The sequence below is a fragment of the Massilia sp. 9I genome (assembly GCF_902506415.1).
GTDB lineage: Bacteria > Pseudomonadota > Gammaproteobacteria > Burkholderiales > Burkholderiaceae_D > Telluria.
On sequence record NZ_LR733275.1, the window covers coordinates 3,173,869 to 3,198,978 of the forward strand.

The 25,110-nt window shown below is 66.2% G+C and carries 20 protein-coding genes; 10 read left to right on the forward strand and 10 right to left on the reverse strand.

What is annotated here, in order from left to right; all coding sequences use genetic code 11:
• The 6 genes from GV068_RS14210 to GV068_RS14235 all read left to right on the forward strand — a co-directional run bounded on the left by GV068_RS14210 (nucleotide 1) and on the right by GV068_RS14235 (nucleotide 8,436).
• Nucleotides 1–1,065: an ABC transporter ATP-binding protein gene (locus GV068_RS14210; RefSeq protein WP_159698849.1), complete on the forward strand. Its 1,065-nt coding sequence runs from the start codon at nucleotides 1–3 to the stop codon at nucleotides 1,063–1,065.
• A gap of 78 nt (nucleotides 1,066–1,143) precedes the next feature.
• Nucleotides 1,144–2,187 (forward strand): LacI family DNA-binding transcriptional regulator, encoded by a 1,044-nt coding sequence (locus GV068_RS14215; protein WP_159698852.1) that lies wholly within the window; start codon nucleotides 1,144–1,146, stop codon nucleotides 2,185–2,187.
• An 89-nt stretch (nucleotides 2,188–2,276) separates the two neighbouring features.
• Nucleotides 2,277–3,644: a GH1 family beta-glucosidase gene (locus tag GV068_RS14220; protein ID WP_159698855.1), complete on the forward strand. Its 1,368-nt coding sequence runs from the start codon at nucleotides 2,277–2,279 to the stop codon at nucleotides 3,642–3,644.
• A gap of 32 nt (nucleotides 3,645–3,676) precedes the next feature.
• Nucleotides 3,677–6,166: a glycoside hydrolase family 3 protein gene (locus GV068_RS14225; RefSeq protein ID WP_159698858.1), complete on the forward strand. Its 2,490-nt coding sequence runs from the start codon at nucleotides 3,677–3,679 to the stop codon at nucleotides 6,164–6,166.
• Entirely contained in the window at nucleotides 6,163–7,116 is a 954-nt protein-coding gene (locus GV068_RS14230) for a glucokinase (protein ID WP_159698861.1), read from the forward strand. Before GV068_RS14225 ends, GV068_RS14230 begins: the two co-directional genes overlap by 4 nt.
• Before the next feature lie 15 nt (nucleotides 7,117–7,131).
• Nucleotides 7,132–8,436, forward strand: coding sequence for a sugar MFS transporter (locus tag GV068_RS14235; protein WP_159698864.1), 1,305 nt, complete (start codon nucleotides 7,132–7,134; stop codon nucleotides 8,434–8,436).
• 53 nt (nucleotides 8,437–8,489) lie between these two features.
• Here the strand turns inward: GV068_RS14235 and GV068_RS14240 are convergent, their stop codons facing one another.
• Nucleotides 8,490–9,515, reverse strand: a complete 1,026-nt coding sequence (locus GV068_RS14240) for an MBL fold metallo-hydrolase (RefSeq protein ID WP_229464194.1) — start codon at nucleotides 9,513–9,515, stop codon at nucleotides 8,490–8,492.
• A gap of 125 nt (nucleotides 9,516–9,640) precedes the next feature.
• Between GV068_RS14240 and GV068_RS14245 the strand changes: the two genes are divergently transcribed.
• Nucleotides 9,641–10,252 carry a TetR/AcrR family transcriptional regulator gene (locus tag GV068_RS14245; protein ID WP_159698870.1) on the forward strand — a complete coding sequence of 204 codons (612 nt, stop codon included), beginning with the start codon at nucleotides 9,641–9,643 and terminating at the stop codon, nucleotides 10,250–10,252.
• On the opposite strand, the gene GV068_RS14250 is transcribed toward GV068_RS14245, so the two are convergent.
• The 5 genes from GV068_RS14250 to GV068_RS14270 form a co-directional block, all read right to left on the reverse strand.
• Nucleotides 10,231–11,745 carry a tryptophan halogenase family protein gene (locus GV068_RS14250; protein WP_229464196.1) on the reverse strand — a complete coding sequence of 505 codons (1,515 nt, stop codon included), beginning with the start codon at nucleotides 11,743–11,745 and terminating at the stop codon, nucleotides 10,231–10,233. The genes GV068_RS14245 and GV068_RS14250 overlap by 22 nt on opposite strands.
• Nucleotides 11,746–11,755: 10 nt before the next feature.
• Nucleotides 11,756–12,781: a cupin-like domain-containing protein gene (locus GV068_RS14255; protein ID WP_159698873.1), complete on the reverse strand. Its 1,026-nt coding sequence runs from the start codon at nucleotides 12,779–12,781 to the stop codon at nucleotides 11,756–11,758.
• Entirely contained in the window at nucleotides 12,753–13,466 is a 714-nt protein-coding gene (locus GV068_RS14260) for a SapC family protein (protein WP_159698876.1), read from the reverse strand. Before GV068_RS14260 ends, GV068_RS14255 begins: the two co-directional genes overlap by 29 nt.
• A 57-nt stretch (nucleotides 13,467–13,523) precedes the next feature.
• A complete protein-coding gene (locus GV068_RS14265; RefSeq protein ID WP_201303292.1) occupies nucleotides 13,524–15,098 on the reverse strand; it encodes a tryptophan halogenase family protein in 1,575 nt (524 codons plus the stop codon).
• A 116-nt stretch (nucleotides 15,099–15,214) separates the two neighbouring features.
• Nucleotides 15,215–18,196, reverse strand: a complete 2,982-nt coding sequence (locus GV068_RS14270; protein ID WP_229464198.1) for a TonB-dependent receptor — start codon at nucleotides 18,194–18,196, stop codon at nucleotides 15,215–15,217.
• A gap of 578 nt (nucleotides 18,197–18,774) precedes the next feature.
• Between GV068_RS14270 and GV068_RS14275 the strand changes: the two genes are divergently transcribed.
• The 3 genes from GV068_RS14275 (at nucleotide 18,775) to GV068_RS14285 (ending at nucleotide 21,567) form a co-directional block, all read left to right on the forward strand.
• On the forward strand, nucleotides 18,775–19,674 hold the full coding sequence (locus GV068_RS14275; protein ID WP_159698882.1) for a polysaccharide deacetylase family protein: 900 nt from the start codon (nucleotides 18,775–18,777) through the stop codon (nucleotides 19,672–19,674).
• Nucleotides 19,675–19,690: 16 nt separating this feature from the next.
• Nucleotides 19,691–20,521: a family 16 glycosylhydrolase gene (locus GV068_RS14280; RefSeq protein ID WP_159698885.1), complete on the forward strand. Its 831-nt coding sequence runs from the start codon at nucleotides 19,691–19,693 to the stop codon at nucleotides 20,519–20,521.
• Nucleotides 20,522–20,799: 278 nt separating this feature from the next.
• Nucleotides 20,800–21,567, forward strand: a complete 768-nt coding sequence (locus tag GV068_RS14285; protein WP_229464200.1) for a GIN domain-containing protein — start codon at nucleotides 20,800–20,802, stop codon at nucleotides 21,565–21,567.
• Nucleotides 21,568–21,599: 32 nt separating this feature from the next.
• Here GV068_RS14285 and GV068_RS14290 read toward each other — a convergent pair whose 3' ends face one another.
• The 4 genes from GV068_RS14290 to GV068_RS14305 form a co-directional block, all read right to left on the reverse strand.
• The gene (locus GV068_RS14290; protein ID WP_159698889.1) at nucleotides 21,600–21,926 is read right to left on the reverse strand and encodes a BON domain-containing protein; all 327 of its coding nucleotides are present in this window, start codon (nucleotides 21,924–21,926) and stop codon (nucleotides 21,600–21,602) included.
• 92 nt (nucleotides 21,927–22,018) lie between these two features.
• Nucleotides 22,019–23,137: a tetratricopeptide repeat protein gene (locus GV068_RS14295; protein WP_159698892.1), complete on the reverse strand. Its 1,119-nt coding sequence runs from the start codon at nucleotides 23,135–23,137 to the stop codon at nucleotides 22,019–22,021.
• A gap of 17 nt (nucleotides 23,138–23,154) precedes the next feature.
• Nucleotides 23,155–24,096, reverse strand: coding sequence for a type II secretion system F family protein (locus GV068_RS14300; protein ID WP_159698895.1), 942 nt, complete (start codon nucleotides 24,094–24,096; stop codon nucleotides 23,155–23,157).
• Between the two features lie 30 nt (nucleotides 24,097–24,126).
• Complete coding sequence (locus GV068_RS14305) at nucleotides 24,127–25,104, reverse strand: type II secretion system F family protein (protein WP_159698898.1); 978 nt, start codon at nucleotides 25,102–25,104, stop codon at nucleotides 24,127–24,129.
• Nucleotides 25,105–25,110: the final 6 nt, after the last annotated feature.

Here is a 25,110-nt window from a genome sequence, read left to right on the forward strand (position 1 = left end):
ATGTCGAACGTCCACCTGCGCAAACTCTGCATCACCCGCGGCAGCAACCAGGTCATCCGCGACCTCGACCTGCAGGTCGAACCGGGCGAATTCCTGGTCCTGCTCGGGCCTTCTGGCTGCGGCAAGTCCACCCTGCTGCACAGCATCGCCGGCCTGATCGACCTGGCCGATGGCGCCATCGAGATCGGCGGGCGCGACATGAGCTACGCCGACCCGAGCGAACGCGGGATCGGCATGGTGTTCCAGTCGTATGCGCTGTACCCGACCATGACGGTCGAGAAGAACATGTCCTTCGGCCTGCGCATCTCTGGCGCGCCCAAGGCGGAGATCACCCGCCGCGTGCAGAAGGCGGCCGAGATGCTGCAGTTAGAAATGCTGCTGGACCGCAAACCGGCCCAGCTCTCGGGCGGCCAGCGCCAGCGCGTCGCGATCGGCCGCGCCCTGGTGCGCGAAGCGGGCGTCTACCTGTTCGACGAGCCGCTCTCGAACCTGGACGCCAAGCTGCGCGCGGAACTGCGACGCGAACTGAAGATGCTGCACCAGACGCTCGGTTCGACCATGATCTACGTGACCCACGACCAGGCCGAGGCGATGACCCTGGCCACCCGCATCGTGGTGATGCAGGGCGGCCGCATCCAGCAGATCGGCACGCCGGCCGAAGTCTATGAGCGTCCCGCCAACCGCTTCGTGGCCGGCTTCCTCGGTTCGCCCTCGATGAACTTCGTCGACGGCAGCCTGGAAGGAGAACTCGACGTGCAGCGCCGCTTCAGCGCCGGCGCGCTGGCCCTGAACCTGGCGCCCGACTGCGTCGCGCCCGCGGGGGCAGTGACGCTGGCGGTGCGGCCGGAAGACATCCACATTGCGCCGAACGGCCCGCTGCAGGCGACCGTCACGCTGGTGGAACCGATGGGCAACCATCAGGTCGTATGGCTCGACTGCGGCGGCCACCAGCTCTCCAGCATCGTGCACGACCCGCGGCCACTGGCCAGCGGCCAGGCGGTGCGCTTCGACATCGACGCGTCGCGGGTCTCGCTATTCGATCCGAAAGACGGCAAACGCCTTTAAAGACAGGTGCCAGTGTCAGATGGATGCAGTATGCTTCAGTGTTTATCAAATAACTAAACAACAGGATAAGGATCGTCAGTGGCAACCATCAAGGACGTAGCGCGTCTCGCCGGCGTTGGTCTCGGCACCGCCTCGCGCGTGGTGAGCGGCAAGGGCTCGGTCTCCCCGGCCACGCTGGAACGCGTGCGCAAGGCGATCGACGAGCTGGGCTTTCGCCCCTCGCATGCAGCGCGCGCCCTGCTGTCCGGCACCAGCCGGATGGTCGGCGTCTACATCCCGGTCCTCTCCGGCACCTTCTACACCCCGATCCTGCAGATCATCGACACCGAGTTGCGCGCCGCCGGCCTGCACATGGTGGTCGCCTTCGGCGTCGGACTGGGCGACGCGCGGCGCCAGGCCATCGAAGGCATCGAATTTTTGATCGAGCGCGGCTGCGATGGTCTCATCATGATGACCAGCGCCCTTACCGACGAGGACCTGGCAGCCCTGGGCGGCAAGCAGAAACAGATCGTGGCGCTGAACCACGAGTTCAGCCAGATCCCGGAGCTGTGCTTCACGGTCGACCACGCACTGGGCGGACGCCTGGCCGCACGTACCCTGCTCGACTACAAGCACCGCGACATCGCCGTGATTTCCGGCCCGGCGGCGCTGTCCGACAACGTGGCCCGCGTCGACGGCTTCATGCGCGAGCTGGAAGCGGACGGCATCGATACCGGCAAGGTCTGGGTAGCGGAGAGCGACTTTTCGCCCCAGGGCGGCTGGTCCGCGGCCAAGGCACTGATCGACTCGGGCACCAAGTGCACCGCCCTATTCTGCGCCAACGACGAGATGGCGGTCGGCGCGCTGGCCTACTTCCAGGAAGCTGGCATCAGCGTGCCGCGCGACCTGTCGGTGATTGGCTACGACGACACCCCGAGCGCCGCGTTCTCGGCGCCGCGCCTGACTTCGGTGCACATGCCGTGGCGCGAAATGACGCTCAACGGCCTGAACGCGCTGCTGAACCGCTGCTACGACCTGCACCGCCCGGTGACGCGCACTTTTCCGGTCAGCGTCACCCTGCGCGCCTCGCTGGCCAAGGGTCCGAGCGAGAGCGCGGGCACGGCCAAGAAAAGGAAAAAATAAAAGGGCTGGCCGCTCGCCGGCCTTTTTTTTAGATTGCAATTGGAAAGCTTTCCAAATATCCTTGCATAACGAATAAAACAGACCAGATCATGACCAACGCCTTCATTCCCGAGCCGAGCGCCCCATCGCGCGGCGATTTCGCCCCCGACTTTTTGTGGGGCTGCGCCACCTCGTCCTACCAGATCGAAGGCGCCGGCCAGGAAGACGGCCGTGTCGAATCGATCTGGGACCGCTTCGCCGCCACGCCCGGCAAGATCAAGGACGGCTCCAACGGCTCGGTCGCCTGCGACCACTACCACCGCTGGCCGGAAGACTTCGACATCGGCCGCGACATGGGACTGAACGCCTACCGCTTCTCAATCGCCTGGCCGCGCATCTTCTCGGAAGTGGGCGGCAAGCCGAACGAAAAGGGCCTGGACTTCTATTCGCGCCTGGTGGACGGCATGCTGGAGCGCGGCATGCAGCCCTGGGCCACGCTGTATCACTGGGACCTGCCGCAGTACCTGCAGGACCTCGGCGGCTGGAACAATCGCGCCACCGTCGACGCCTACCTGGCTTTCGTCGATGCCATGACGCGCCGCCTGGGCGATCGGGTGCAGCACTGGATTACCCATAACGAACCCTGGTGCACCGCCATCATCGGCAACTTCGAAGGCTGGCACGCGCCGGGCAATACCGACTTCAAGACCGCGCTGCAGGTGGCCCACCACGTGCTGCTCTCGCATGGCAAGGCGGTGCCGCTGATCCGCGCCAACGTACGCAATGCCAAGGCAGGCATCGCCCTCAGCCTGCATCCGGTACGCCCGGCCTCGCAGCATCCCGAGGACATCGCCGCCACCGAGCGGCATGACGGCCTGCGCTACCGCTGGTTCCTCGATCCGCTGCACGGCCGCGGCTACCCGAAGGCGACCCTGGAGGCGATCGGCGACGCCGCGCCCATCGTGCTGCCGGGCGACATGGAAGCCATCGCGGTGCCGACCGATTTCCTGGGCGTGAACTACTACTTCCCGGAGACCATCGAGCACGCTCCCGATCACGCTCCTCTGGGAGCACGGGTGCTGCCGCCGGCGCCAGGCGCCGAGACCACCTACATGGGCTGGGAAGTCGCGCCGCAAGGCCTGGCCGAACTGCTGCTGCGCATCGAGAAGGATTACCATCCGGGCCCGATGTACATCACCGAGAACGGCTCCTGCTATGCGGACGAGGTGAATGCCGAGGGCGAGATCGACGACGTCGCGCGCCGCCACTACTTGATGCGCCACCTGGCCAGCCTGAAATCCGCGATCAAGGACGGCGTGCCGGTGAAGGGCTACTTCGCCTGGAGCCTGCTCGACAACTTCGAATGGGCCGAGGGCTACCTGAAGCGCTTCGGCCTCACCCACATCGACTACACGACCCAGCAGCGCCGCCTGAAGGGCAGCGGCAAGTGGTACCGCGCCTTCCTGCACGGCGAATAAGCAGCTACCAACAAAATCAAAGCGAGACAACCATGACACCCAAGCTTCGCAACCCGGTACTGGCGCTGGCCATCGCGCTGGCCCTTCCCGCCACCGCGGCGCCGATCACCGACTGGCCGCGGGTAGAGAGCGCCATCGCCAAGGACGCCGCGCTCGAGCAGCGCGTGCGCGACATCGTCGGCAAAATGACGCTGGCGCAGAAGGTCGGCCAGATGACCCAGCCCGAGATCAAGAGCGCCACGCCGGACGACGTGAAGCGCTACTACCTCGGCTCGGTGCTGAACGGCGGCGGCAGCTGGCCGAACAACAACAAGCATGCCAAGGCGGCCGAGTGGCTGGCGCTGGCGCAGCGCTACCACGAAGCCTCGATGGCGACCGACATGGCGGTCAAGGTGCCGGTGGTGTGGGGCACCGATGCGGTCCACGGCCACAACAACGTGTTCGGCGCCACCCTTTTCCCGCACAACATCGGCCTGGGCGCGGCGCGCAATCCGAAGCTGCTGGAAGAGATCGGCGCGGCCACCGCCAAGGCCACGCGCGCGAGCGGCATCGCCTGGGTGTTCGGCCCGACCCTGGCGGTGGTGCGCGACGACCGCTGGGGACGCACCTACGAAAGCTATTCCGAGAACCCGGAGGTGGTGAAGAGCTACGCCGGCGCCTACGTGCGCGGCATGCAGGGCATGCTCAAGGATGATGCCAATACCATCGCCACCGCCAAGCACTTCATCGGCGACGGCGGCACCGAGAACGGCAAGGACCGCGGCGTCAACAAGTCGACCAAGGCGCAGATGATCAACATCCATGGCGCCGGCTACGTCCCTGCCCTGCAGGCAGGCGCCCAGACCGTCATGTCCTCGTTCAACTCCTGGAACGACGTGTCGGGAGGGACCAACTACGGCAAGATGCACGGCAGCCGCAGCATGCTGACCGACGTGCTCAAGACGAAGATGGGCTTCGACGGCTTCGTGGTCACCGACTGGAACGGCATCGGCGAAGTGCCGGGCTGCCGTAACGACAGCTGCCCCCAGGCCATCAATGCCGGCAACGACATGATCATGGTGCCGGACGACTGGAAGGCCTTCATCGCCAACACCATCAAGCAGGTGGAAAGCGGCGAGATCCCGATGGCGCGCATCGACGACGCCGTCAGCCGCATCATCCGCGTCAAGCTGCGCGCCGGCCTGTTCGACAAGAGTCCGGCGCAGAACGCCTACGCCGGCCGCGACGAGGCGATGCAGGCGCGTACGCTGGCGCGCCGCGCGGTGCGCGAGTCGCTGGTGCTGATCAAGAATGACCGGCCGCTGCTCCCGATCGCACGCGGCAAGAAGATCCTGGTGGTCGGCAAGACCGCGGACGACCTGTCGAACCAGACCGGTGGCTGGTCGATCACCTGGCAGGGCACGGCCAATACCAATGCCGACTTCCCGAACGCCGACACGATCCTGGCCGGCATCCGCGAGGCGGCGGGCAAGGAGAACGTCACGTTCAGCGTCGACGCGAAGGACCTGGATGTGTCGAAATTCGACGCGGTGGTGGCGGTGATTGGCGAGCGCCCGTATGCGGAAGGCGACGGCGACATCGGCCCCAACGGCACCCTGCGCCACTCGAGCCGCTATCCGGAGGACCTGGCCGTGCTGCAGGCGGTGGCCGGCAAGGGCAAGCCGGTGGTCACCGTGTTCGTCTCCGGCCGTCCGCTGTATGTGAACGACCTGCTCAACCTGTCGGATGTGTTCGTGGCGGCCTGGCTGCCGGGCACCGAGGGCAAGGGCGTGTCGGATCTGCTGGTCGCCGGACCGAAGCGGTATGAATTCACCGGCAAGCTGCCCTTCTCGTGGCCGAAGTCGGCCTGCCAGACGGATCTGAACGTCGGCGACAAGAACTATGCGCCGCTGTTCGCCTGGGGCTACGGCCTCAAAGCCGCCACCCGCTCGAAGATCGGCAAGCTGGACGCCACCTACCCGGCCGGCGGCTGCGGCGTCAGCAACAGCTTCCCGGTGTTCAGCCAGGCCGACCGGGCCAGCTTCCCGCTCACGATCCGTAGCGGACAGCAGCAACTGGTGTTGGGCGCTGACCTGAACTCCAGTTTCACCCTGCCTGGCGTGACGGTGCAGACTTCGCAGGTCAACACCCAGCAGGACGCCAAGCTGGTGACCTGGACCGGACCGGCCACGGTGGAAGCGCGTGGCGCCCGTGCGATGGTGCTGCCGGCAGCCGCCGGCGCCAACGCGGCGCTGCGCTTCGACACCATCGTCTCGAGCGCACCGAGTGGCAAGGTAAAGATGGCCATGGGCGGCGGCAGCGTCGACACCACGGCTCTGTTCAAGCGCCTCGCGGGCAAGGGCAAGCAGACCGTCAAGATTCCATTGGCCTGCTTCCAGGCCATGGGCACTGACCTGGCCAAGGTCGACACACCGTTCAGCGTGACGAGCAGCGCCGCCTTCGCCGCCGCTTTCACCAACATCGAAATCGCTGGCGGCGCCGCGGGCGAACCTGACGCCGTGCGCTGCGAGGAGCTGCAATGAAGCTGCTGGCCGACGTCGGCGGCACCAACGCCCGCTTCGCCCTGCAGGCAGGCGCTGAGGGTTTCGACGACATCGAAGTGCTGGCCTGCGCCGACTACCCGAGCCTGGGCGAAGCGATGCAGGCCTACCTCGGCAAGGCCGCCGGGCGCGGGCTGGCGGTCGCCGGCCTGCGCCATGCGGCCATCGCCATCGCCAATCCGGTCGAGGAAGACCGGGTCAGCATGACCAACCACCACTGGAGCTTCTCGATCGAGGAACTGCGCCAGCAGCAGGGCCTCGATACGCTGCTGGTGGTGAACGACTTCGCCGCGCTGGCGATGTCGCTGCCGCACCTGGCCGCAACTGGGCGCGAGCGTATCGGCGGTGGCGTCGAACTGCTGAACCGTCCCATTGGCCTGATCGGGCCCGGGACCGGCCTCGGTGTATCCGGAGTGATCCCGGCCGGGAAGCGCTGGATCGCGCTGGCGGGCGAAGGCGGCCATGTCAGCTTCGCGCCGTCCACGAAGGAAGAAGTCGCGATCCTGGAAGCGCTGTGGGGCGAATACGGCCACGTATCGGCCGAGCGCCTGCTGTCGGGCATGGGCCTGGAGCTGATCCACTGGGCGCTGACCGGCAAGCGCATCGATGCGCCGGCCATCACGGGCGCGGCGATCGACGGCAGTTCCGCCGATTGCGTAAAGACCGTGCAGACCTTCTGCGCAGTGCTCGGCAGCGTGGCCGGCAACGTGGCGCTGACGCTGGGCGCGACCGGTGGCATGTACATTGGCGGCGGCATCGTGCCGCGCCTGGGTAAACTGTTTACGGAGTCGAGCTTCCGGACGCGCTTCGAAGACAAAGGGCGCCTCAGTCCCTACCTGGCGCGCATCCCAACCTACCTCATCACCGAGCAGTACCCGGCGCTGCGCGGCGTGTCCGCCATGCTCACGGACCATATCGCAGCACTGAAATAACAATACGGAGACATCATGCAGAACGCCGCACCCAATCCAGTACTTGCGCAAGCGACCGAGAGCGAGCACAACCCGCACACCAGCGCGCTCGTCATCGTCACCATCCTGTTCTTCATGTGGGGCCTGCTCACGTCGCTCAACGACGTCCTGATCCCGCACCTGAAGTCGATCTACACCCTCACCTACCTGGAGGCGATGCTGGTGCAGTTCTGCTTCTTCGGCGCCTATTTCATCGTGTCGCTGCCGGCCGGCGCCCTGATCCGCCGCATCGGCTACCAGAACGGCGCGGTCACCGGCCTGATGATCGCGGCCGCCGGCTGCGCCCTGTTCTACCCGGCCTCGACAAGAGGCTACGGCCTGTTCCTGTTCGCCTTCTTCGTGCTGGCGAGCGGCATCACCATCCTGCAGGTGGCGGCCAACCCCTACGTCACCGTGCTCGGACCGGCGCGCACCGCGTCCAGCCGCCTGACCCTGACCCAGGCCTTCAACTCGCTCGGCACCACCGTGGCGCCGAGCCTGGGCGGCATCCTGATCCTGTCGACCGTCGCCCTGAGCGCCGACCAGCTGGCCGCGTTACCTAGCGCCGAGCAGGCCGCGCACAAGGCCGCGGAAGCCGCCGCCGTCCAGGGTCCTTACCTGGGCCTGGCCGCGGCGCTGGCGATCCTCGCGGTCCTGTTCGCACTCGCCAAACTGCCCAAGATCAGCCACGCGGACGACGGCAAACCGGCCGTCGACGGCAAGGGCGGCGCCATGGCTTACCGCCACCTGGTGCTGGGCGCGGTCGCGATCTTCCTGTACGTGGGCGCCGAAGTCAGCATCGGCAGCTTCCTGATCAACTTCCTCGGCGAGGGCAATATTGCAGGCCTGAGCCACGCGAACGCGGCGCAGTACGTCAGCCTGTACTGGGGCGGCGCGCTGGTGGGCCGCTTCGTCGGTTTCGCCGTGATGCGCTATGTCAGCCCGGGCAAGTCGCTGGCCGTCACCGCGCTCGGCTCGATCCTGCTGGTGCTGACCGCGACCTTCGGCCAGGGCTCGCTGGCGATGTGGGCGATCATCGCGGTCGGCCTGTGCAATTCGATCATGTTCCCGACCATCTTCAGCCTCGCGCTGCATGGCCTGGGCAAGTTCACCGGCCAGGGCTCGGGCATCCTGTGCATGGCCATCGTCGGCGGCGCCGTGGTGCCTTTCGTGCAGGGCATGTTCGCCGATACCATCGGCCTGCAGCCGTCCTTTCTGGTGCCGGCCGTGTGCTACCTGTTCATCATGTACTTCGGCCTGAAGTACGCGAACCTGCACAAGCAGCCGGTCGTAGCACACTGATTTTTGACCATTCGGTAAAAAATAATGCCCGCTCGATGCGGGCATTATGCATTTCAGTCGACCTTGCGCCACCAGTATTGGCCGGCGTGCGGCTGCGCCAGCGAGAGCGGCTCGCCCATCTCCGGCGTTGTCAGGGCGACGCCCTTGGCCTCGGCCAGCGCCGCAATGCGCTCGAGCGGATCCTGCCAGCGGTGCAGGGCCAGGTCGAAGGTGCCGTTGTGGACCGGCAGCAGCCACTTGCCCTTCAGGTCGAGGAAGGCCTGCAGGGTCTCTTCCGGCTGCATGTGCACGTCGGGCCACTGCTTGTCGTAGGCGCCGGTTTCCACCATCGCGACGTCGAAGGGTCCGAAGCGTTCGCCGATCGTCTTGAAGCCCTTGAAGTAGCCGCTATCGCCGCTGAAGAACAGGCGCAGCTCGTCGTGCAGGATCACCCAGGACGCCCACAGGGTGCTGTCACGATCGCCGAGCGTGCGGCCCGAGAAGTGCTGGGCCGGGGTGGCGACGAAGCGCACGCCGCCGATGCGCTCTTCCTGCCACCAGTCGAGCTGGCGCACCTTCGATTCGTCGACGCCCCATTCCACCAGGCGGTCGCCCACGCCCAGCGGCGCCAGGAAGTGTTCGGTCTTGGCGGCCAGCGCCATGATGGCAGCGTGGTCGAGGTGGTCGTAGTGGTCGTGCGACAGGATCACGGCCTTGATCGGCGGCAGCTCTTCGATGCCGATCGGCGGCGCATGAAAACGCTTGGGCCCAGCCCACTGCACCGGCGAAGCGCGCTCGGAGAACACCGGATCGGTCAGATAGAATTCGCCGCCCAGCTTGAACAGCATGGTCGAGTGCCCGAGGCGGAACAGGGTCCGGTCCGGCGCGGCCAGCAGCGCGGCCCGGCTCAAGGCATGCACCGGGATCGCCCCCTTCGGCATGGTGCCGGCCGGCTTGTTGAGCATGGCGTTCCACCACAGCGAGACCATCTCGCCAAAGCTGTATTCACGCATCTTTATACCGTTGCGGAACTTGCCATCTACGTAATGAGATGACACGGGATAGGCCGGGGCGGCACTGGCCAGGCTGCAGTAGGTCATGATGGCGGCAACTCCAAGGATAAGGGCGGTGAACAGGATGCGCATATTGGGCAATCGGTAAATGTACACTACACAGTGTAGTTTCTCTTTTTGAGAAAGTAAACTGGTGAGTGTAAAATTAAAGGATGAACACGCCCCGCCTTACCGATCTCAAGCGCAAAGCCATCGTCACGGCCGCCGCCGCCCAGTTCCGCGCCAACGGTTTCGAAGCCACCAGCATGGACAAGATCGCGCTGGAGGCGGGTGTCTCCAAGCGAACCGTGTACAACCACTTCCCCAGCAAGGAAGAGCTGTTCGCCGAGACCATCCTGCAGCTGTTCCAGAGCAGCGCAGCCCTGCTCGAGCTGCCTTACCGCCGCGATGTGGGATTGCGCGAGCAGCTTACTGAGCTGCTGCGCCTGAAGATGCGCACCCTGGACGATCCCGATTTCCTCGACCTGGCGCGCGTCGCCATCTCGGAAGCGATCCACGCGCCCGAGCGCGCGCTGCCGGTATTCGCGCGCCTGAACGAGCGCGAGGAAGGAGTCACCAGCTGGATCCGGGCGGCCCAGGCCGACGGCCGCCTCAAACCCGGCGACCCGGTCTTTGCCGCCACGATGCTGCAGGGCCAGGTGAAAGCCTTCGCCTTCTGGCCGCAGGTGGCGATGGGCGCCGCCCCGCTAGCCCCCGCGCAGCAGGAACCGGTCATCGAGGCGGCGGTGTCGATGTTCCTGGCTTACTTCGGCGCCGAGCAGTAACGCTCGACATAGGCCTGGTGCGAAGGCAGGCCGGCCACGGTGCGGTCGATCTGTCCCTTGATCCCGCCGAGGAAGTGCGACAGCTCCTCGTCCCCCATCAGGTCCGCCGTTTGGTGGTGCTGCAGCGGCATGATGCCCTGCCCCAGCATTACCTGGATCCACGAATTCTCTGCAAACAGCTCGGTCGGGAAGCGGAACACGCGGCCGGTTTCGCGGAACAGGTCGATGCGGTGCTGGAGCGAGGCCGGCACGTCCATGTTGCGCGCATCCCGCCAGTAAGGCGCGTCGATGCGGTTGGTGACCTTGTAGTGCAGGATGATGAAGTCGCGGATATGCTCGATTTCCTGCGCGGCCTGGCGGTTGAATTCATCGACGTCGGTCTGCCAGATGCCCTGGGTCGGGAACATCTGCATCAGGCGCAGGACGCTGCGCTGGATCAGGTGGATGCTGGTCGATTCGATCGGTTCCAGGAAGCCGCTCGACAGGCCGACCGCCACTACGTTGTTCTTCCAGACCTGCTTGCGCTGGCCCGGCGTGAACTTGATCACGCGCGGTTTCATCAGGGGCTCGCCGGCGATGTTGCCCATCAGGGCCTGGATCGCCGTCTCTTCTTCCACGTAGCGGCTGGAGAACACGATGCCGTTGCCAACGCGGTGCTGCAGCGGGATGCGCCATTGCCAGCCGAAAGGATGGGCGATCGAGCGCGTCAGCGGTATGGCGTCCCCCACCGAGGTCGTTTGCAGCGCGGCGGCGCTGTCGTTGAACAACCAGTGCGACCAGTTCTCGTACTCGACGCCCAGCGCCTGCCCGATCAACAGGCCGCGAAAACCCGTGCAATCGATGAACAGGTCGCCCTCGATGTCGGCGCCGGAATCGAGCGTGATCGAGCGTACGTTGCCGGTCAGTGCGCTGGTGGTGACGTCGACGATCTTGCCCTCGATGCGCTGCACGCCGAAACGCTCGCTGAACTTGCGCAGGTAGCGCGCATAGGCGCTGGCGTCCAGGTGGTAGGCGTAATTCATGCCCTGGCGCGGCAGGTGCGCAAACTTGTTTTCTTGCGAGGCGCGCAGTTCGAGGCAGTAGTCGCCGTAGTCGCCGGCCAGGCCACGTTCGCGGCCCTTGTGCCAGAAGTGCTGGAAGCCGGCGGTCCAGTGGTCGGTGCCGGTCAGGCCGAACGAGTGGATATAGTCCTCGTTCACGTTGCGCCAGTTCTCAAAACTGATGCCGAGCTTGAAGGTGGCCTTGGTCTCGGCCATGAACTCCTGCTCGTTGATCTCGAGGAGGTTATGGAAGTTCAGCAGGGTCGGAATGGTCGCCTCGCCCACGCCGACCGTGCCGATCTCGTCGGACTCGACCAGCTTGATGTCGAGGCGCTTGCCCAGCACCTTCGAGATGCAGGCGGCCGCCATCCAGCCGGCGGTGCCGCCGCCCGCGATGACGACGCGGCGCACGGGCTTGCCCATGCCGTTCGCTCCCATGCTTGCCTTGTCCATGCTTGTCTCCTCAGCGGTTCATTCTTTTCAGTAGTTGGGCGCGGATCATGCGCACCGTGTCGGCATTCATCGGCGCGAGCGCGCCGCGCGCGGCCGGGGGGATGTGCGCCGCGGTGTCCTCGCCGGCCTCGAACACGTAATGGCGGAACAGATTGGCCCAGGCCTTGCGCTGTTCAAGCGGCAGGTCGCGCACGCTCATCAGGGCGTTCATCAAGGCGTTCATTGGCGTGTCCATGAACTCGGGCGACTGGCGCCACCAGTAGTTCACCAGCACATTGAAATCTTCCAGCGCCTCGATGTGGTGCCACCACATGCTCGGGATGAACAGCGCGTCGCCCGGTTCCATGTCCACGGTGAGCGCATGCTCCATCGCGGTGGCGAAGCGCGGGAAGCGCGCCAGGTCGGGCTTCAGGAAGTCGACCAGGCTGATGGCCTGCCCGGCCGGGGTCAGGTCGAGCGGGCCGATATACAGGTTCTCGACCTGGCTAGGGGGGAACAGGGTGAAGCGGCGCCGGCCGGCCACCACGCAGGCCAGGTTGTCCGGCAGGTCGTAGTGGGCGGCGATGCGGGTGCGGTTGCCGATCCAGATCGAGCCTAGCGCGTCGCGTCCGCCCAGGTCGATCGGGTTCTCGTCGTGGAAACCCGGCAGGCAGGTGTCGATGGTGGTCGAGCCGACGTAGATCGCCGGTTGCGTCGAGACGCCTTGATAGCGTTCGAGCTCGGCCAGCACCTTGTCGAGCCGCACCCGCACCGGTGCGAAGTTGAAGCCGTCCATCGCCTCGTTGTAGAAGAAGCGGCCTTCGATCTCGGGCGGCCCGAGCATCGCGGTGACGCTGGCGTCCTGATAGAAGCGGCGCAGGTAGCTGCTTGCCGCCGCGCCGGACGCGCGCGCGGCCTGGACCATCGGCCACCCGGCCACCAGCCCCCGCAGGACTACCGGTTCGGTAGCCTCGAGAATGCCGGGGCCGAGGTCGCGCGGCGTAAGGCCGGCGAGCTCGCGGATGGGATTAGGCTTTGGCAGCGGCACGGCGTGCATTCTTGCGGTCGATCAGCGCGCGGAAATTCGACAGCGAGGCCAGCTGGAAGTAGATCGGCGCCAGCCAGCCGGCCTTGTGCAGGCTGTCGAGCGCCGCGGCGTCCAGCGCCGCCAGGCGCTCTTCATTGATGGTGTAGAAGCCGGACAGGCGGTTCTGCGAGCCGTCGTCGAGAGTGACGTCGAGCGAGAAGCCTTCGATCAGCTCGAGCTTCGTCAGCGCCTCGATGAAGGCGACGTTCGACTCCATGCCCTGGTGGACGGCGACCAGCATGCCGTTGACGTTCTCGAGGTAGGGGCTCATGCCGCCTTGCGGCAGGAAGATCGGCTCGCCTTCGGTCTTACTGACGCGCGGGTTGTCGAGGTCGATGTGGATCATCAGCTCGTCGCCGTCGCGGCCGATCAGGAAGGGCAGGCGCGCGATCAGCAGCGGAACGGTGGCCGCGTCCCAGCCCTTCTCGTCCAGGAACAGGTTTTCGTTGGCTTCGAAGCCTAGCAGCGCGATCGGTTCGAACGGGCTGTTCTCGGTCTCCTTGCGGAAGATGATCGGATAGTGGGCCTGCAGCAGGCGGAATTCTTCGGCGAAGGTCGGCACGAAGGGATGGCTCTCGTCCATGTCGCTGCCGTGACGCTGGATCACGCGCAGGTCCTTGTGTTCGATGTTATTCAGCAGTACGGGATTGGCCATCGTGTGTCTCTTTCAGTTCTGGTTATGCGTTCGCGTCTTGCGTCCACGCTTGGTTGACTACTTGGGCAGCCCATGGCGCAGGATGTGCGCGATGAGCGTGCGGTTGTCCGGCAGCGCAGGCAGCATCCTGCGCGTCAGGTCGGCGGCCTGGCGGAAGAATCCGTCCGCCGTCTCGCCGTCTCCCTCGCCGGCGCGCTGGCGCCGGGCGAGGCCGGGTTCAGGGCAAAAGCCCATCCCGTACAAAATATACTGGTAACTCGCCGCCGGGAACACCTCCGGGATGCGATTGAAGTCGCTGCGCGAGGGCGGACGGTGGCGCCACAGCGACAGCATGCCCGCAAGACGGTCCGGAATGGTCTCGTCGCGGCGGTTGTCGCGCCAGTAGCCGCAGGGGTCCTGCGCACCGTCGCGCCGGCTCAGGACGTAGTGCAGCTTGAGGAAATCGATTACCCGCTCCCAGCGATAGCTGAAGGTCTCGTTGAAGCGCTGTGCGCTGACTTCCATCTGCGCGCGCGTGACGGGCATCTCCTCGGCCAGCATCGCGGCGGACAGTTCGACCATGGCCAGCGCCGAGGCTTCCAGCGGCTCGATGAAGCCGGCGGACAGCCCGATGGCGATGCAGTTACGGTGCCAGAAGCGCTCGCGGTAGCCGGGCTCGAAGGAGAGCTTGCGCGGCGACGGGATGTCTTCCGGACCGCCGCTGGCCCGGATGTAGGCGCGCAGCGCGCTTTCTGCGTCCTCGTCGCTCGTATGCGCGCTCGAATACACGTGACCGATGCCGCGCCGGGTCGGCAAGCCGATGTCCCAGATCCAGCCGGCGTCCTGCGCGGTGGAGGTGGTCTGGGAGGCGATCGGGTCGTTCTCGTTCGCGTAGGGCACCTGCACCGCCAGTGCGCGGTCGTTGAACAGCACCCCGCGCTGCGCAAGGAAAGCTACGCCATAGTGCTTCCCGAGCAGCAGCGACTGCATGCCGCTGCAGTCGACGAACAGGTCGCCGGCCAGCTCGCCGTGCGCTTTCGTGTGCAGGGCGGCGATGTCGCCATTCTCATGGGAACGGATGCCGGTCACGTGGTCCGAAACAAAATGCACGCCGAGCTTTTCCAGGCAGTGCTTCTTCAGGAACAGGCCGAACTTGCCGGCGTCGAGGTGGTAGCCATAGTTGGCCACCGCCGCGAATTCGGGTGTCATCGCCTGCTTCGGCGCGCGGCCGTGCACGCACAGGTGCGGCTGGTAACTGGTGAAATCGGCGAAGGGAATGTGCGAATGGCGCTCCAGCCAGCGCCCGGCCAGGTCCGCGTCGCCCCAGCCCTGGGGCAGCACGAAGGGGTGGAAGTAATAGTCTTCGTCACTGCCGGTGACCCAGCGGTTGAAGCGCGAGCCCTGCTTGAAGGCGGCGTCGCACTCGCGGAAAAAGTCGGTTTCGGACAGGCCGGCCGCGCGCAGGGTGTCGCGCATGGTGGGCCAGGTACCCTCGCCCACGCCGATTGTCGGCACGTCGGGCGACTCGACCAGGGTGATGCGCAGGCCGCCCCGCTCTTCCTGCTGGAAGTTTGAAGCCAGGACGGCGGCGGTCAGCCAGCCGGCCGAACCTCCGCCCACGATCACGACATGCCTGATGGTGGTGTTCACCATGTCCGTTCCAAAACCTTAACTCAGCAAGTCTACCCCAAAAAAACCGCAGCGGACCGTGGGATGCGGCCCGCTGCTTGCCTGCGTTCGCCAGAGCTTGCGCCCCGGCGAGGGTCGGGTCAGAACTTGTAGCGGGCAGCCAGCATGTAGCGCGGACCGGACTGCTCCACGTACAGGGCCTGGCGCTCGTTACGGCCGTGCAAGCGGCGGATCTCGTCCGTCAGGTTGATGCCTTCGAATTGGACGCTCAGGTTCTTGTTGATGTTGTAGCCGATGCTCAGGTCAAGCTGGCCGTAGGCTTCGACGTATTGCGGATTAGGGCCGGCGCCGTCGAAGGTCGAGGCGAGGAACTTGTCGCGCCAGTTGTAGGCCGCACGCACGTTCCACTTCTCGTTCTCGAAGATACCCACCAGGTTGGCCGAGTCGCTCATGCCGACCAGCGCAAACTGCTCGCCGATGCTGGCGTTGTTATACGCCAGGCCTGAATCGACCTTGGTGTAGTTGGCCTGGAAGCCAAAGCCGGACGCGCCGAACATATGCTGGATGTTGAATTCCAGGCCGCGCAGGCGCGCCTCCTTTTGATTCGAGTAGCTCGTGATCTGGAAGTTGGTGACCGGATCGTTCGGCTGGCCGGCGATCGAACCGGTTGCATTGCCGTTGGTATCGTCCGGGCCGCGCGTGACTCCCGGGCGGCCGTTCAGGTTGCGGAAGATGTAGTTGCGGATGCAGGTGGTATCGGAGGCTGCGCAACCGGATGCGATCGCCTGATTCCAGTAGGCGCCGCCCACCGGGGTGTGCAGGCCGAAGGGCTGGGCGACGACGACCGACTGGCCGGCGTAATTCTCCAGGCTCTTGCGGAAGTGGCCGAGCGAGACGAAGCTCTGCTTGTTGTAGTACCACTCCCAAGCCAGGTCGATGTTCTTCGACTTGACCGGCAGCAGGCCCGGATTGCCCTGGGTTCCCTTGCCGCCTTCGATACGGCCCTGCACCTCGAGCACCTGGCCGCCGGTTAGCTGGTCATAGCGCGGGCGGCCGATTGTCTCGCCGTAGCTGAATCGGCCCTTCATGTCGGAGCGCAGGTCGATGTCCGCGTCGAAGCTCGGCAGCCAGTGGTGGTACTTGCCGGTCAGGGTCGTGAAGGAAGGCGTGCCGAAGCCCACCGCGAATTCGTTCTGCGACAGCCAGGTGTAGGAAGTGGCGATCGGCACCAGCGCGGTCGAGGTGACGTCGGTCTTCTCGTAGCGCGCGCCCACCGAGGTATGCACCGGCATCGCAAAGTCCCAGTCGGTGTTGAACTGGAGGTACAGGCTCTTCGACTTTTCCTGGGTGCGCTGGTCGGTGGTATAGCCCTGCTTCGGCATGTACAGCTCCGGCTTGCCGGTCACATTGGCGGCGAGCTGGCGCAGGGCGGCGAAGTCGAAGGTGTAGAAGGTGTTGAACAGGTTCGGGTTCTCGCTGCCATCGATGTTGTCGAAGTACTGACGCAGGCTCTCCTGGTGGAACATGCTGGCCGGGTAGTCCGACGGCTTCGTGGCGCCACCCCAGGTGTCGTCGCGCTGCTGCACCGAGAAGGCCGAGCGGTTTTTCGCATCGGTGCTGGCCAGGCCGAACTTGAGCTCGGACGCTTCCAGCATCTTCCAGCTGCCGTGGGCCTGGACCTGGTTGATCTCGCTCTTGACGTAGGCGTTCTCGAACACCGAACCGGTCACCTGCTGGGGTGCGCGTGCAAAGTCGGCGCCCTGGATGCTCAGGACCGGCAGGTCCTTGGAGAAGTCGACGCTGGTGGTGCCGCGGCTGAAGCTGGCGGTGCCCAGCACGTTGGACGAGCCGAACGGGCTATCCGGCTTCGATTCGGCGGTCGAATGGTGAGCATCGAGCTCGAGGCGGATGTCGCTATTGACCTTCCAGGCGGCGTTGAAACCGATCGAATTGTTGGCGGTCTTGGTGGCGAAGTCGGCGCCGCCCATCGCGATGTCGCTGGTGGCCGGGTTGATGATCTCGGTGTAGACCAGTGGCGCGGCGACCGGGCCGTCAGTCCAGGTGCTCGAGGACGGACCGAAGTTGAACCAGGCCGACAGATCCTGGCGGCGAGTCTGAATCTTGTTTTCCGAGTAGGTGTAGTCGAGGGTGGTGGTCAGGGCCTTGGTCGGCGCGAACTGGAAGGTCAGCTGGCCGTTGGTACGCTGGCGCTGAATGCCGTTCATGGCGTAGTTCAGGTTCTGCGGCACCTGGTATACGTCGCTCGGGTCCGGACGGTTGGTGATGTTCTCGGAACCCGGGGTGCCCGGCTGCGGGATGGTGCCCCAGTTGTTCTCGTCGCCGCGGAACGGGCCCTTCCAGCCATTGCCGACCGAGGCCACGTTATAGCCCAGGTTGCGTTCCTGATAGCTGGCCGACAGGGCGATACCGAAGCGGCCGTCGGCCGAGGTGTTGCTGTAGAGGCCGGACAGTTCCGGCGTGACTTTCCCGCCACGCTTGACGTCGCCCGGCAGGTTCGAGGCCGACGTATCGTGCACGCCCTTGACGGCGACGGTGGCCTGCAGGCCCGGACGCGACAGCGGACGGGCGGTGATCACGTTGATGGTGGCGCCGATGCCGCCGGTCGGGGTCTCGGCGCGCGCCGATTTGTAGACCTGCAGCTGCGAGATGCCTTCGGACGCGATGTTGGCGAAGTCGTAGGCGCGGCCCGGACGGTCGCCCAGGATCGAGGTCGGCATCTGGCGGCCGTTCAGCAGCACCAGGTTGAAGTCGGGGCCGACGCCACGCACGGTGACCTTCGAGCCTTCGCCGATGCTGCGGTCGATCGAGACGCCGCTGATGCGCTGCAGCGATTCGGCCAGGTTGGTATCCGGGAATTTGCCGATGTCTTCGGCGACGATGCCGTCGACGAAGCCCTGCGCGTTGCGCTTGAGGTTCATCGACGATTCCAGGCTGGCACGCAGGCCGGTGACGACGACGGTCTGGACGCCGGCCGGCGAGGATGGGCTGGTCGCTTCCTGCGCGGCCGGATCGGTAGTGGCGGCGGCGCCGGGGGTCGAGGCGACTTCCTGGGCATACGCCGGCATGAATGCCGCGCACGCGCTGGCTACTGCCAGGCTCATCAATGTCTGTTTAGCCTTGGGGTAATGCATGGTGCTCTCCTGTTTTTTTAAATATGACCGTCACCCAATTCAACGGTGTCTCCACTACCTGTGCCGGCTGAACCCAGGCTGCACGCTGCCGGCGCTTGCTGTCTTGCTGTCTGTTGCCGTCTTGCTGTCAATGAGCCCGGGCACCTCCTCGCCACCATGCGGCGCAGCGAGGACATGCGGCCAGTGCCGATGTCCTCGCTGCCAGGGTGCGGGTAAAGGGTTGCGCGCTGCGCTCGTTCATCTGTAATCGCTCAGGCTCGCATCTCGCGATGCTTCGTTTTCAAGCAATCCATCTGATACATGGAAACGTTTCCACGTCAGTTGTCTGAATATTAGGGTTAGCAAAAAAAATTGTCAACGGAATATTCCACGTAGGTATGAGTTGGAATGCGGCTGATTTGCAACACCCCGATCGCGCCAGAGGGAAAACCGCGCTTTGCCCCAGTCCTGCACAACGGAGGGAGCGCGATTGACACTGAAAAATTGGCGATGCTATAGTCTCTTGACATTCTGGTAACGTTTCCAAAATCAGGCCGAAAAGGATGCGCATGGCAGGGATTCTTCAAGCGGGTCGGGCACGCTGGCGCGCCCTGTTGACGGGCGGGACGGGCGAGCGCGGACGGCGCCGGCTGGCCCTGGCGCTGGCCCTCGCGTTGCATGCGGGCCCGTCCCTCGCCACGGCGCCCGGCACGGCCCCGGCCTTCCCCTGGCCGCAGGGTGCGCGGGCGGCGGTCAGCCTCGCCTACGACGACGCCCTCGATTCGCAGCTCGACCACGCCATCCCCGCCCTCGACCGACACGGCTTCAGGGGCAGCTTCTACCTGACGCTGTCGAATCCTTCGGTGGCGCGGCGCATGGAAGACTGGCGTGCGGCCGCGCGGCGTGGACACGAGCTCGGCAACCACAGCCTGTTCCACCAGTGCGCGCGCAGCAAACCGGGGCGCGACTGGGTCGAGCCGCAGCGCGACCTCGACACCACCAGCGTGGAACAGATGCGCGACCAGGTCCTGCTGGCCAACACCATGCTGGCGGCCATCGATGGACGCCGGGAGCGCACCTATACCCTGCCCTGCGGCGATACACATGCGGGCGGGCGCGACTATCTGCCGGCGGTGCGCGACGCCTTCGTCGGGATCAAGGTCGCCGGCGGCAGCGGCGTCATCGACGCCATGGAGACGCTCGATCCGCGCGCGGTGCCGGTGGCGGCCCCGAACGGCAGCAGTGGCGCGGAACTGATCGCCATCGTAAAGCAGGCCATGCGGCGCGGCACGATGGTCAATTTCACTTTCCACGGCATCGGCGGCGACTACCTCAGCGTGTCCAGGCAAGCCCACGAGGAACTGCTGCGCTTCCTTGCCGAAAACAGGGGGCTGGTCTGGACCGACAGCTTCGTCAACATCATGAAACACGTCCGGCAGCAGCAGGCGCGCAAGCCTGCCGCGCCTTGAGACCTCGAGGAGACCCATGAAACCGATCCGCATCCTGCTTGCGCCGCTGGCCCTGCTGCTCGCGCTGGCCGCGACCGGCTGCGCCGCACCGGGCGCCGTCCCATCCGGCACGGGGGCGCCCGCCGGCTGGATCCTGGCCTGGAGCGACGAGTTCGACGGCGCCGAACTCGACCGTAGCAAATGGGTGCCTGAGACCGGCGGCCATGGCTGGGGCAACAAGGAGCTGCAGCATTACACCGGACGGCCGGAGAATGTGCGGGTGGCCGACGGCATGCTGGTCATCGAGGCGCGCCGCGAACGCCATGGCGAGAATGACTACACCTCGGCGCGCATCAAGACCGCGGGCCTGATGGAACAGATGCACGGCCGCTTCGAGGCGCGCATCAAAGTGCCGAAGGGCCAGGGCATCTGGCCGGCGTTCTGGATGCTGGGCGCGAACATCGGGCGGGTCGGCTGGCCGCGCGGGGGCGAGATCGACATCATGGAGAACATCGGCAAGGAACCGGCGATCGTGCACGGCACCCTGCACGGCCCTGGCTATTCGGGCGACAAGGCCTTCGGCAGCCCCTCGCCTTTGGCGAGCGGCATCTATGCCGACGATTTCCATGTGTTCGCGGTGGAATGGGAGCGCGGCGAGATCCGCTGGTACCGCGACGGCATCCTGTTCCATACGGCGCGGCCAGACCTGGTCAAGGGCGACTGGGTGTTCGAGCATCCTTTCTTCGTGCTGCTGAACCTGGCCGTCGGCGGCCACTGGCCGGGCAATCCGGACAGCAGCACGGTCCTGCCCCAGCAGATGCTGGTGGACTACGTGCGGGTGTACAAGCGCGCCGCACCGGCGCAGTAGCGATGCCGTAAGCACCTGGGAGCGCCGGCTGCCGCCGGCGGTCCCGCGTGCATACCCTGGCCAGGCCGCCTGCGCCCAGGGCCGGCTCTTGAGCTGTTCTCTTCGGCGCGATGCTTCCTTGCCAAGCGCAAGCGCCCTCACCCGACTGCGGCCTGGTTCCACCACGCCCGCTTTTTTGCACTCCAGCCCGCGGATTGCGCAGTTCATCGCAATCGGCTCGGACTCGCCGCGGCGGCCCCCTATAGTGATTCCATCGCCACCCTACTGGAGCACATAACATGAAAAAACTGTTGAGTACCGCTGCCGTTGCCGCCACGCTCGCCCTGGTCGCCAGCCCGTCCTTCGCCGACGAGGTGGTACGCGAAAACCGCAGCGTCGATGCCAAGGTTACCAAGGTCAAGCTGGACGGCGTCGTCGACCTCGTCGTGCGCCAGGGCAATACGCCTTCGCTCGTCGTGTCGGGCGACCGCCGCTACGTCCAGCGCATCACGACTTCCCAGCGCGGCGACACGCTGGAAATCGGTACCGAATCCTTCAACAACCGCCACGGCGACATGCACGAGAAACTGCGCGCCGAGCTGACCGTTCCCAACCTCGCCGAATTCACCTCGCAGGGCGTGGGCGCATCGACCCTCACCGGCTTCTCGGGCAATTCGATCCAGGTCGCCCTGGACGGCGCCGGCTCGGTGACCATGAACAGCAGCTACCGCAACATCGATGCACGCCTGGGCGGCGTCGGCGGGCTGGCCCTGAACGGCGTGCGCGCGGAACGCGTGGACCTGAGCCTGCGCGGCGCCGGCCGCATCAGCGTCAGCGGCGAAAGCAAGCTGCTGCGCGCCAAGCTGGCCGGCGTCGGCAGCCTGGAAGCGCAGGGCCTGCGCGCGGAATCGGTCGACCTCGACTTGAGCGGTCTGGGCGGCGCGACGGTACACGCCACCCGCGCGGCCGAAGTCGACTTGAGCGGCATGGGTTCGGCCACGGTCTACGGCAACCCGGCCAGCCGCAACGTCAACGCCAACGGCATGGGCAAGGTAGCCTGGAAGTAAGCCAAAGTAAGTTGCACAAGCGCGAAGCCGCCCTACTGGCGGCTTCGCTCCCTGATCACCATGCTGTTCCGCACTTCCTTCACCCCGGGCACGTCGCGGGCGAGCTGGGCCGCCCGCGCGGCGCTCTCGGACGAATCGACGAAGCCGCTCAGCTGTACCGTTCCCTTGTAGGTTTCGACCTGGACTTCGGTTGCCTTGACCTGCGGGTCGGTGGCGAAGGCCGTCTTGACGCGCGTGGTGATGGCCGTATCGTCGATGTACTCGCCGGTGCCGCGGTGGGTACCCGAGGGCGCGCAGGCGCTGAGGATCGCCAGCACCAGGCCGAGCAGGATCAGGTGGATGCGGTAGGAAAGGTTCATGGAAGACTCCCGAGAGAAGGCGTACCTGCCAATTCTCTCGGGAGCCCTGGATCGGCGTTTGATGCCGGCCAAACGTGCAAACGGACCTTTTTTCAGTCAGCTTTGTTCACAGCCAGCGCCGGCGCCGCGGCGTCGATCGCCGGCGGCAGGGGCCGCAGGACGAATGCCGATTTCGCGCCGCGGCGGCCGGCAATGTCGCGGCCGATCACCACGCGCAGCTTGGCGGGCGCGCAGCTGGCCACTTCCTGCAGCTGGACGTCGCCGAAGCGCCCGGCCAGGCGCTCCGCTGCCGCGCGGTAGGCGGCCTCGAATTCGATGCGGGTGCGGCGCACCCCGAATCCCGGCTGGTTCGACAGGCGCGCGATCTTCAGTCCATCGCTGCCGACCTGGCGCGCCAGCATGCGCGCCATGCCCGGCACCCCGTTGCCGTTACGGAGTTCGACCAGCGCCAGGCCCGGTGAGCTGCCGACGGGGGCCACTGGCGCCGGCAGCGGCGCAGGCGGCATTGCCGGTGCCGGGCCGCGCCGCAGTTCCAGCATGCCGTCCGTGCCCACGACCAGCTGGGCATGGCTCCAACCCGCTTCCTCGCGCGCCGGCGCCTTGAGCGCGCGGTCGATCGCCGCGACCGGGGTCTGGCCGCCGGCCGCCGCATAGTCGGCGCGCAGGTCGTGCGCGCGCAGCGCGGCCGCCTGGCCCAGCATCTGCTGGCCGCGCTCTTCCTGCCCGAGTTTACGCAGGGTTTCGCCCAGCAGCTGCCAGGAGCGCGGATTCAGGGGATCGAGCAGGCAGGCCTTTTCCAGTGCCACCAGCGCCTGGGCGTAGTCGCCATCGAGGAAGTAAGCATTGCCGAGGTTGCTGAACAAATAGGCCTGGCCCGGGCCGGAGGCCATCTTCAGCGATTCGGTCAGCGCACGCCACAGCGCGATGGCGGCGGCGAAGTCGCGCTGCTCCGCATATAGGGTGGCCAGGCCGTTGCGCGCGTTGACGTGCTGCGGCGCGGCCAGCAGCGCAGCCTGGTAGGCGGCGCGCGCTTCGTCGTAGCGGCGCGCCAGGTGGTGGTTGCGGCCGGCCAGGTAGGCGTCGTCGGCGCGCAGTGCCGCTGCCTGCCCGGCGCTGTCGACGGATGGCAGCAGGTCGAAGGGCGCGCATGCCGCCAGGCCGGCGCCGGCGCCCAGCAGGGCCAGGCGAGTAAGTAGGACGGGAATACGCATATCGGCCTCCTTCGTGTTCAGTGCGTGCCGGGCAGTGCCTTCAGCGTCCGCGCGATCTGGATCGCGGCGGGGCCGAGCAGCACTACCATCAGCATCGGGAAAATGCAGAAAATCAGGGGGAACAGCAGCTTCAGGCCGATCTTGGCGGCGCATTCCTCTGCCATCATGCGGCGCTTGTAGCGCAGATTGTCGGACTGCACGCGCAGCGAGTCGCCGACGCTGGTACCGAAGCGTTCCGACTGGATCAGCATGGCCACCAGGGTGTCGACGTCTTCGACGCCCGAACGCAGCGCGAAGTTGCGCAGCGCCTTCTCCTTGCTGAAGCCGGCCCGCATCTCCATCAGCACCAGCTGCAGTTCCTGCGCCAGCACCGCGCTCTTGATGTGGATCTCGCCGGCGACTTTCACCAGTGCGCGTTCCAGGCTCAGGCCGGCTTCGACGCAGACCGTCAACAGGTCGAGCGCATCCGGGATGGTTTCGAAGATCTCGCGGCGGCGCCGCTGCATGATCCGTTCCAGGACGATGTTCGGCAGGTAGTAGCCGAGCGAGGCCGCCACCAGCAGCAGCGCCATCAGGCGCCCGCCGTTCAGCGCGCTGCCGTAGATCAGCGCTGCCGGCGCCACCAGCGCCGGCAGCGCCAGCGCCAACCCGGTCTTCGATGCGAAGTACAGGGTGGGAGCGGAGGGGTTGCGCCAGCCGGCATTCATGAAGCGCGTGCGCAGCGTCGACTTTTCCCAGCCTTCGTCGGGAATCGACAGCCTGGTCAGCGGCTTGGCGGCGCTGGCGACGCGCTCGACCCAGCCGCCGCCGGCATCGAGCTGGCTTGGCTCGGCGCTGCCGAGGAAGTGGCGCAGGCGCTCGCGCAGCGCCAGCGGCGCGAACAGGACCAGGCCGAGCCAGGCCAGGCCGGACACGACGCACAGGACAATGAACAGGAAGATCAGCTGGGAGGATGTCATGGTCACCTCGGGATGGGTCGCGCGCCGGACTCAGACGCGGATGCGGATGATCCGGCGCAGCCAGATGACGCCGACCACGAGCATGCCGGCACAGTACCAGAGCGCGCGCTGGCCCGACGGGTCGGTCCAGAGGAGGCTGACGTACTTGTGGTTGGTCAGCAGCATGATGCACAGCACCGCGAAGGGCAGCAGGCTCAGGATCCAGGCCGACATCCGCCCCTCCGCCGACAGCACGCGCACGTGCGCCACCAGCTTCAGGCGGGCGCGGATGATCTGGCTGATGTTCCCCAGGATCTCGGCCAGGTTGCCGCCCGATTCGCGCTGGATGAGCACCGCGATGATCAGGTAGCGCAGGTCGGTCAGGGGGATGCGCGCCGCCATGCCGTGCAGCGCCTCGTTCATCGGCACGCCGTAGTTGATCTCCTCGCGCGCGATGCGGAACTCGCCGCTGAGCGGCTCCGACAGCTCGTTGCCGACGATCTGCAGCACGTTGCTGAAGGAGTGGCCGGCGCGCAGGGCGCGCGCGATGAAGTCGGCCGCGTCCGGCAGTTGCTGTTCGATGCGCAGCAGGCGCCGCTGGCGCGCCCGGCGCAGCAGCACCCACGGCAGGCACAGCCCGAGCGCCATCGCCAGCACGCGCAGCGGGGCGGGCAGCGGCCAGGCGAGCGACACGAAGCCGAAGGCGGCCATGCAGCCGAAGGACCATGCCAGGAACTGCCCGACCGTCTGGGTGGCGCCCGACTGCATCAGCAGCGCATCGATCCTCTGCGCCAGCGGGACCCGGTGCAGCAGGCGGTCGAAGGCGGGGTTGCGGCTGTAGGGCCGCTGCTTGAGGATCGAGATCCGTTCACCGCTGCGTCCGGGCGAGCCGGACATGACCTGGAGCCGGCGCGCGATGCGGCGCGCCGCCGCGCCGTGCGTGCCCATCCACCACAGGTACAGGCCCTCGATCGCCAGCACCGCCGCCGCGAACAGGAACACCACGAATGCGTAGAACAGCGCGTCCATGCCGCC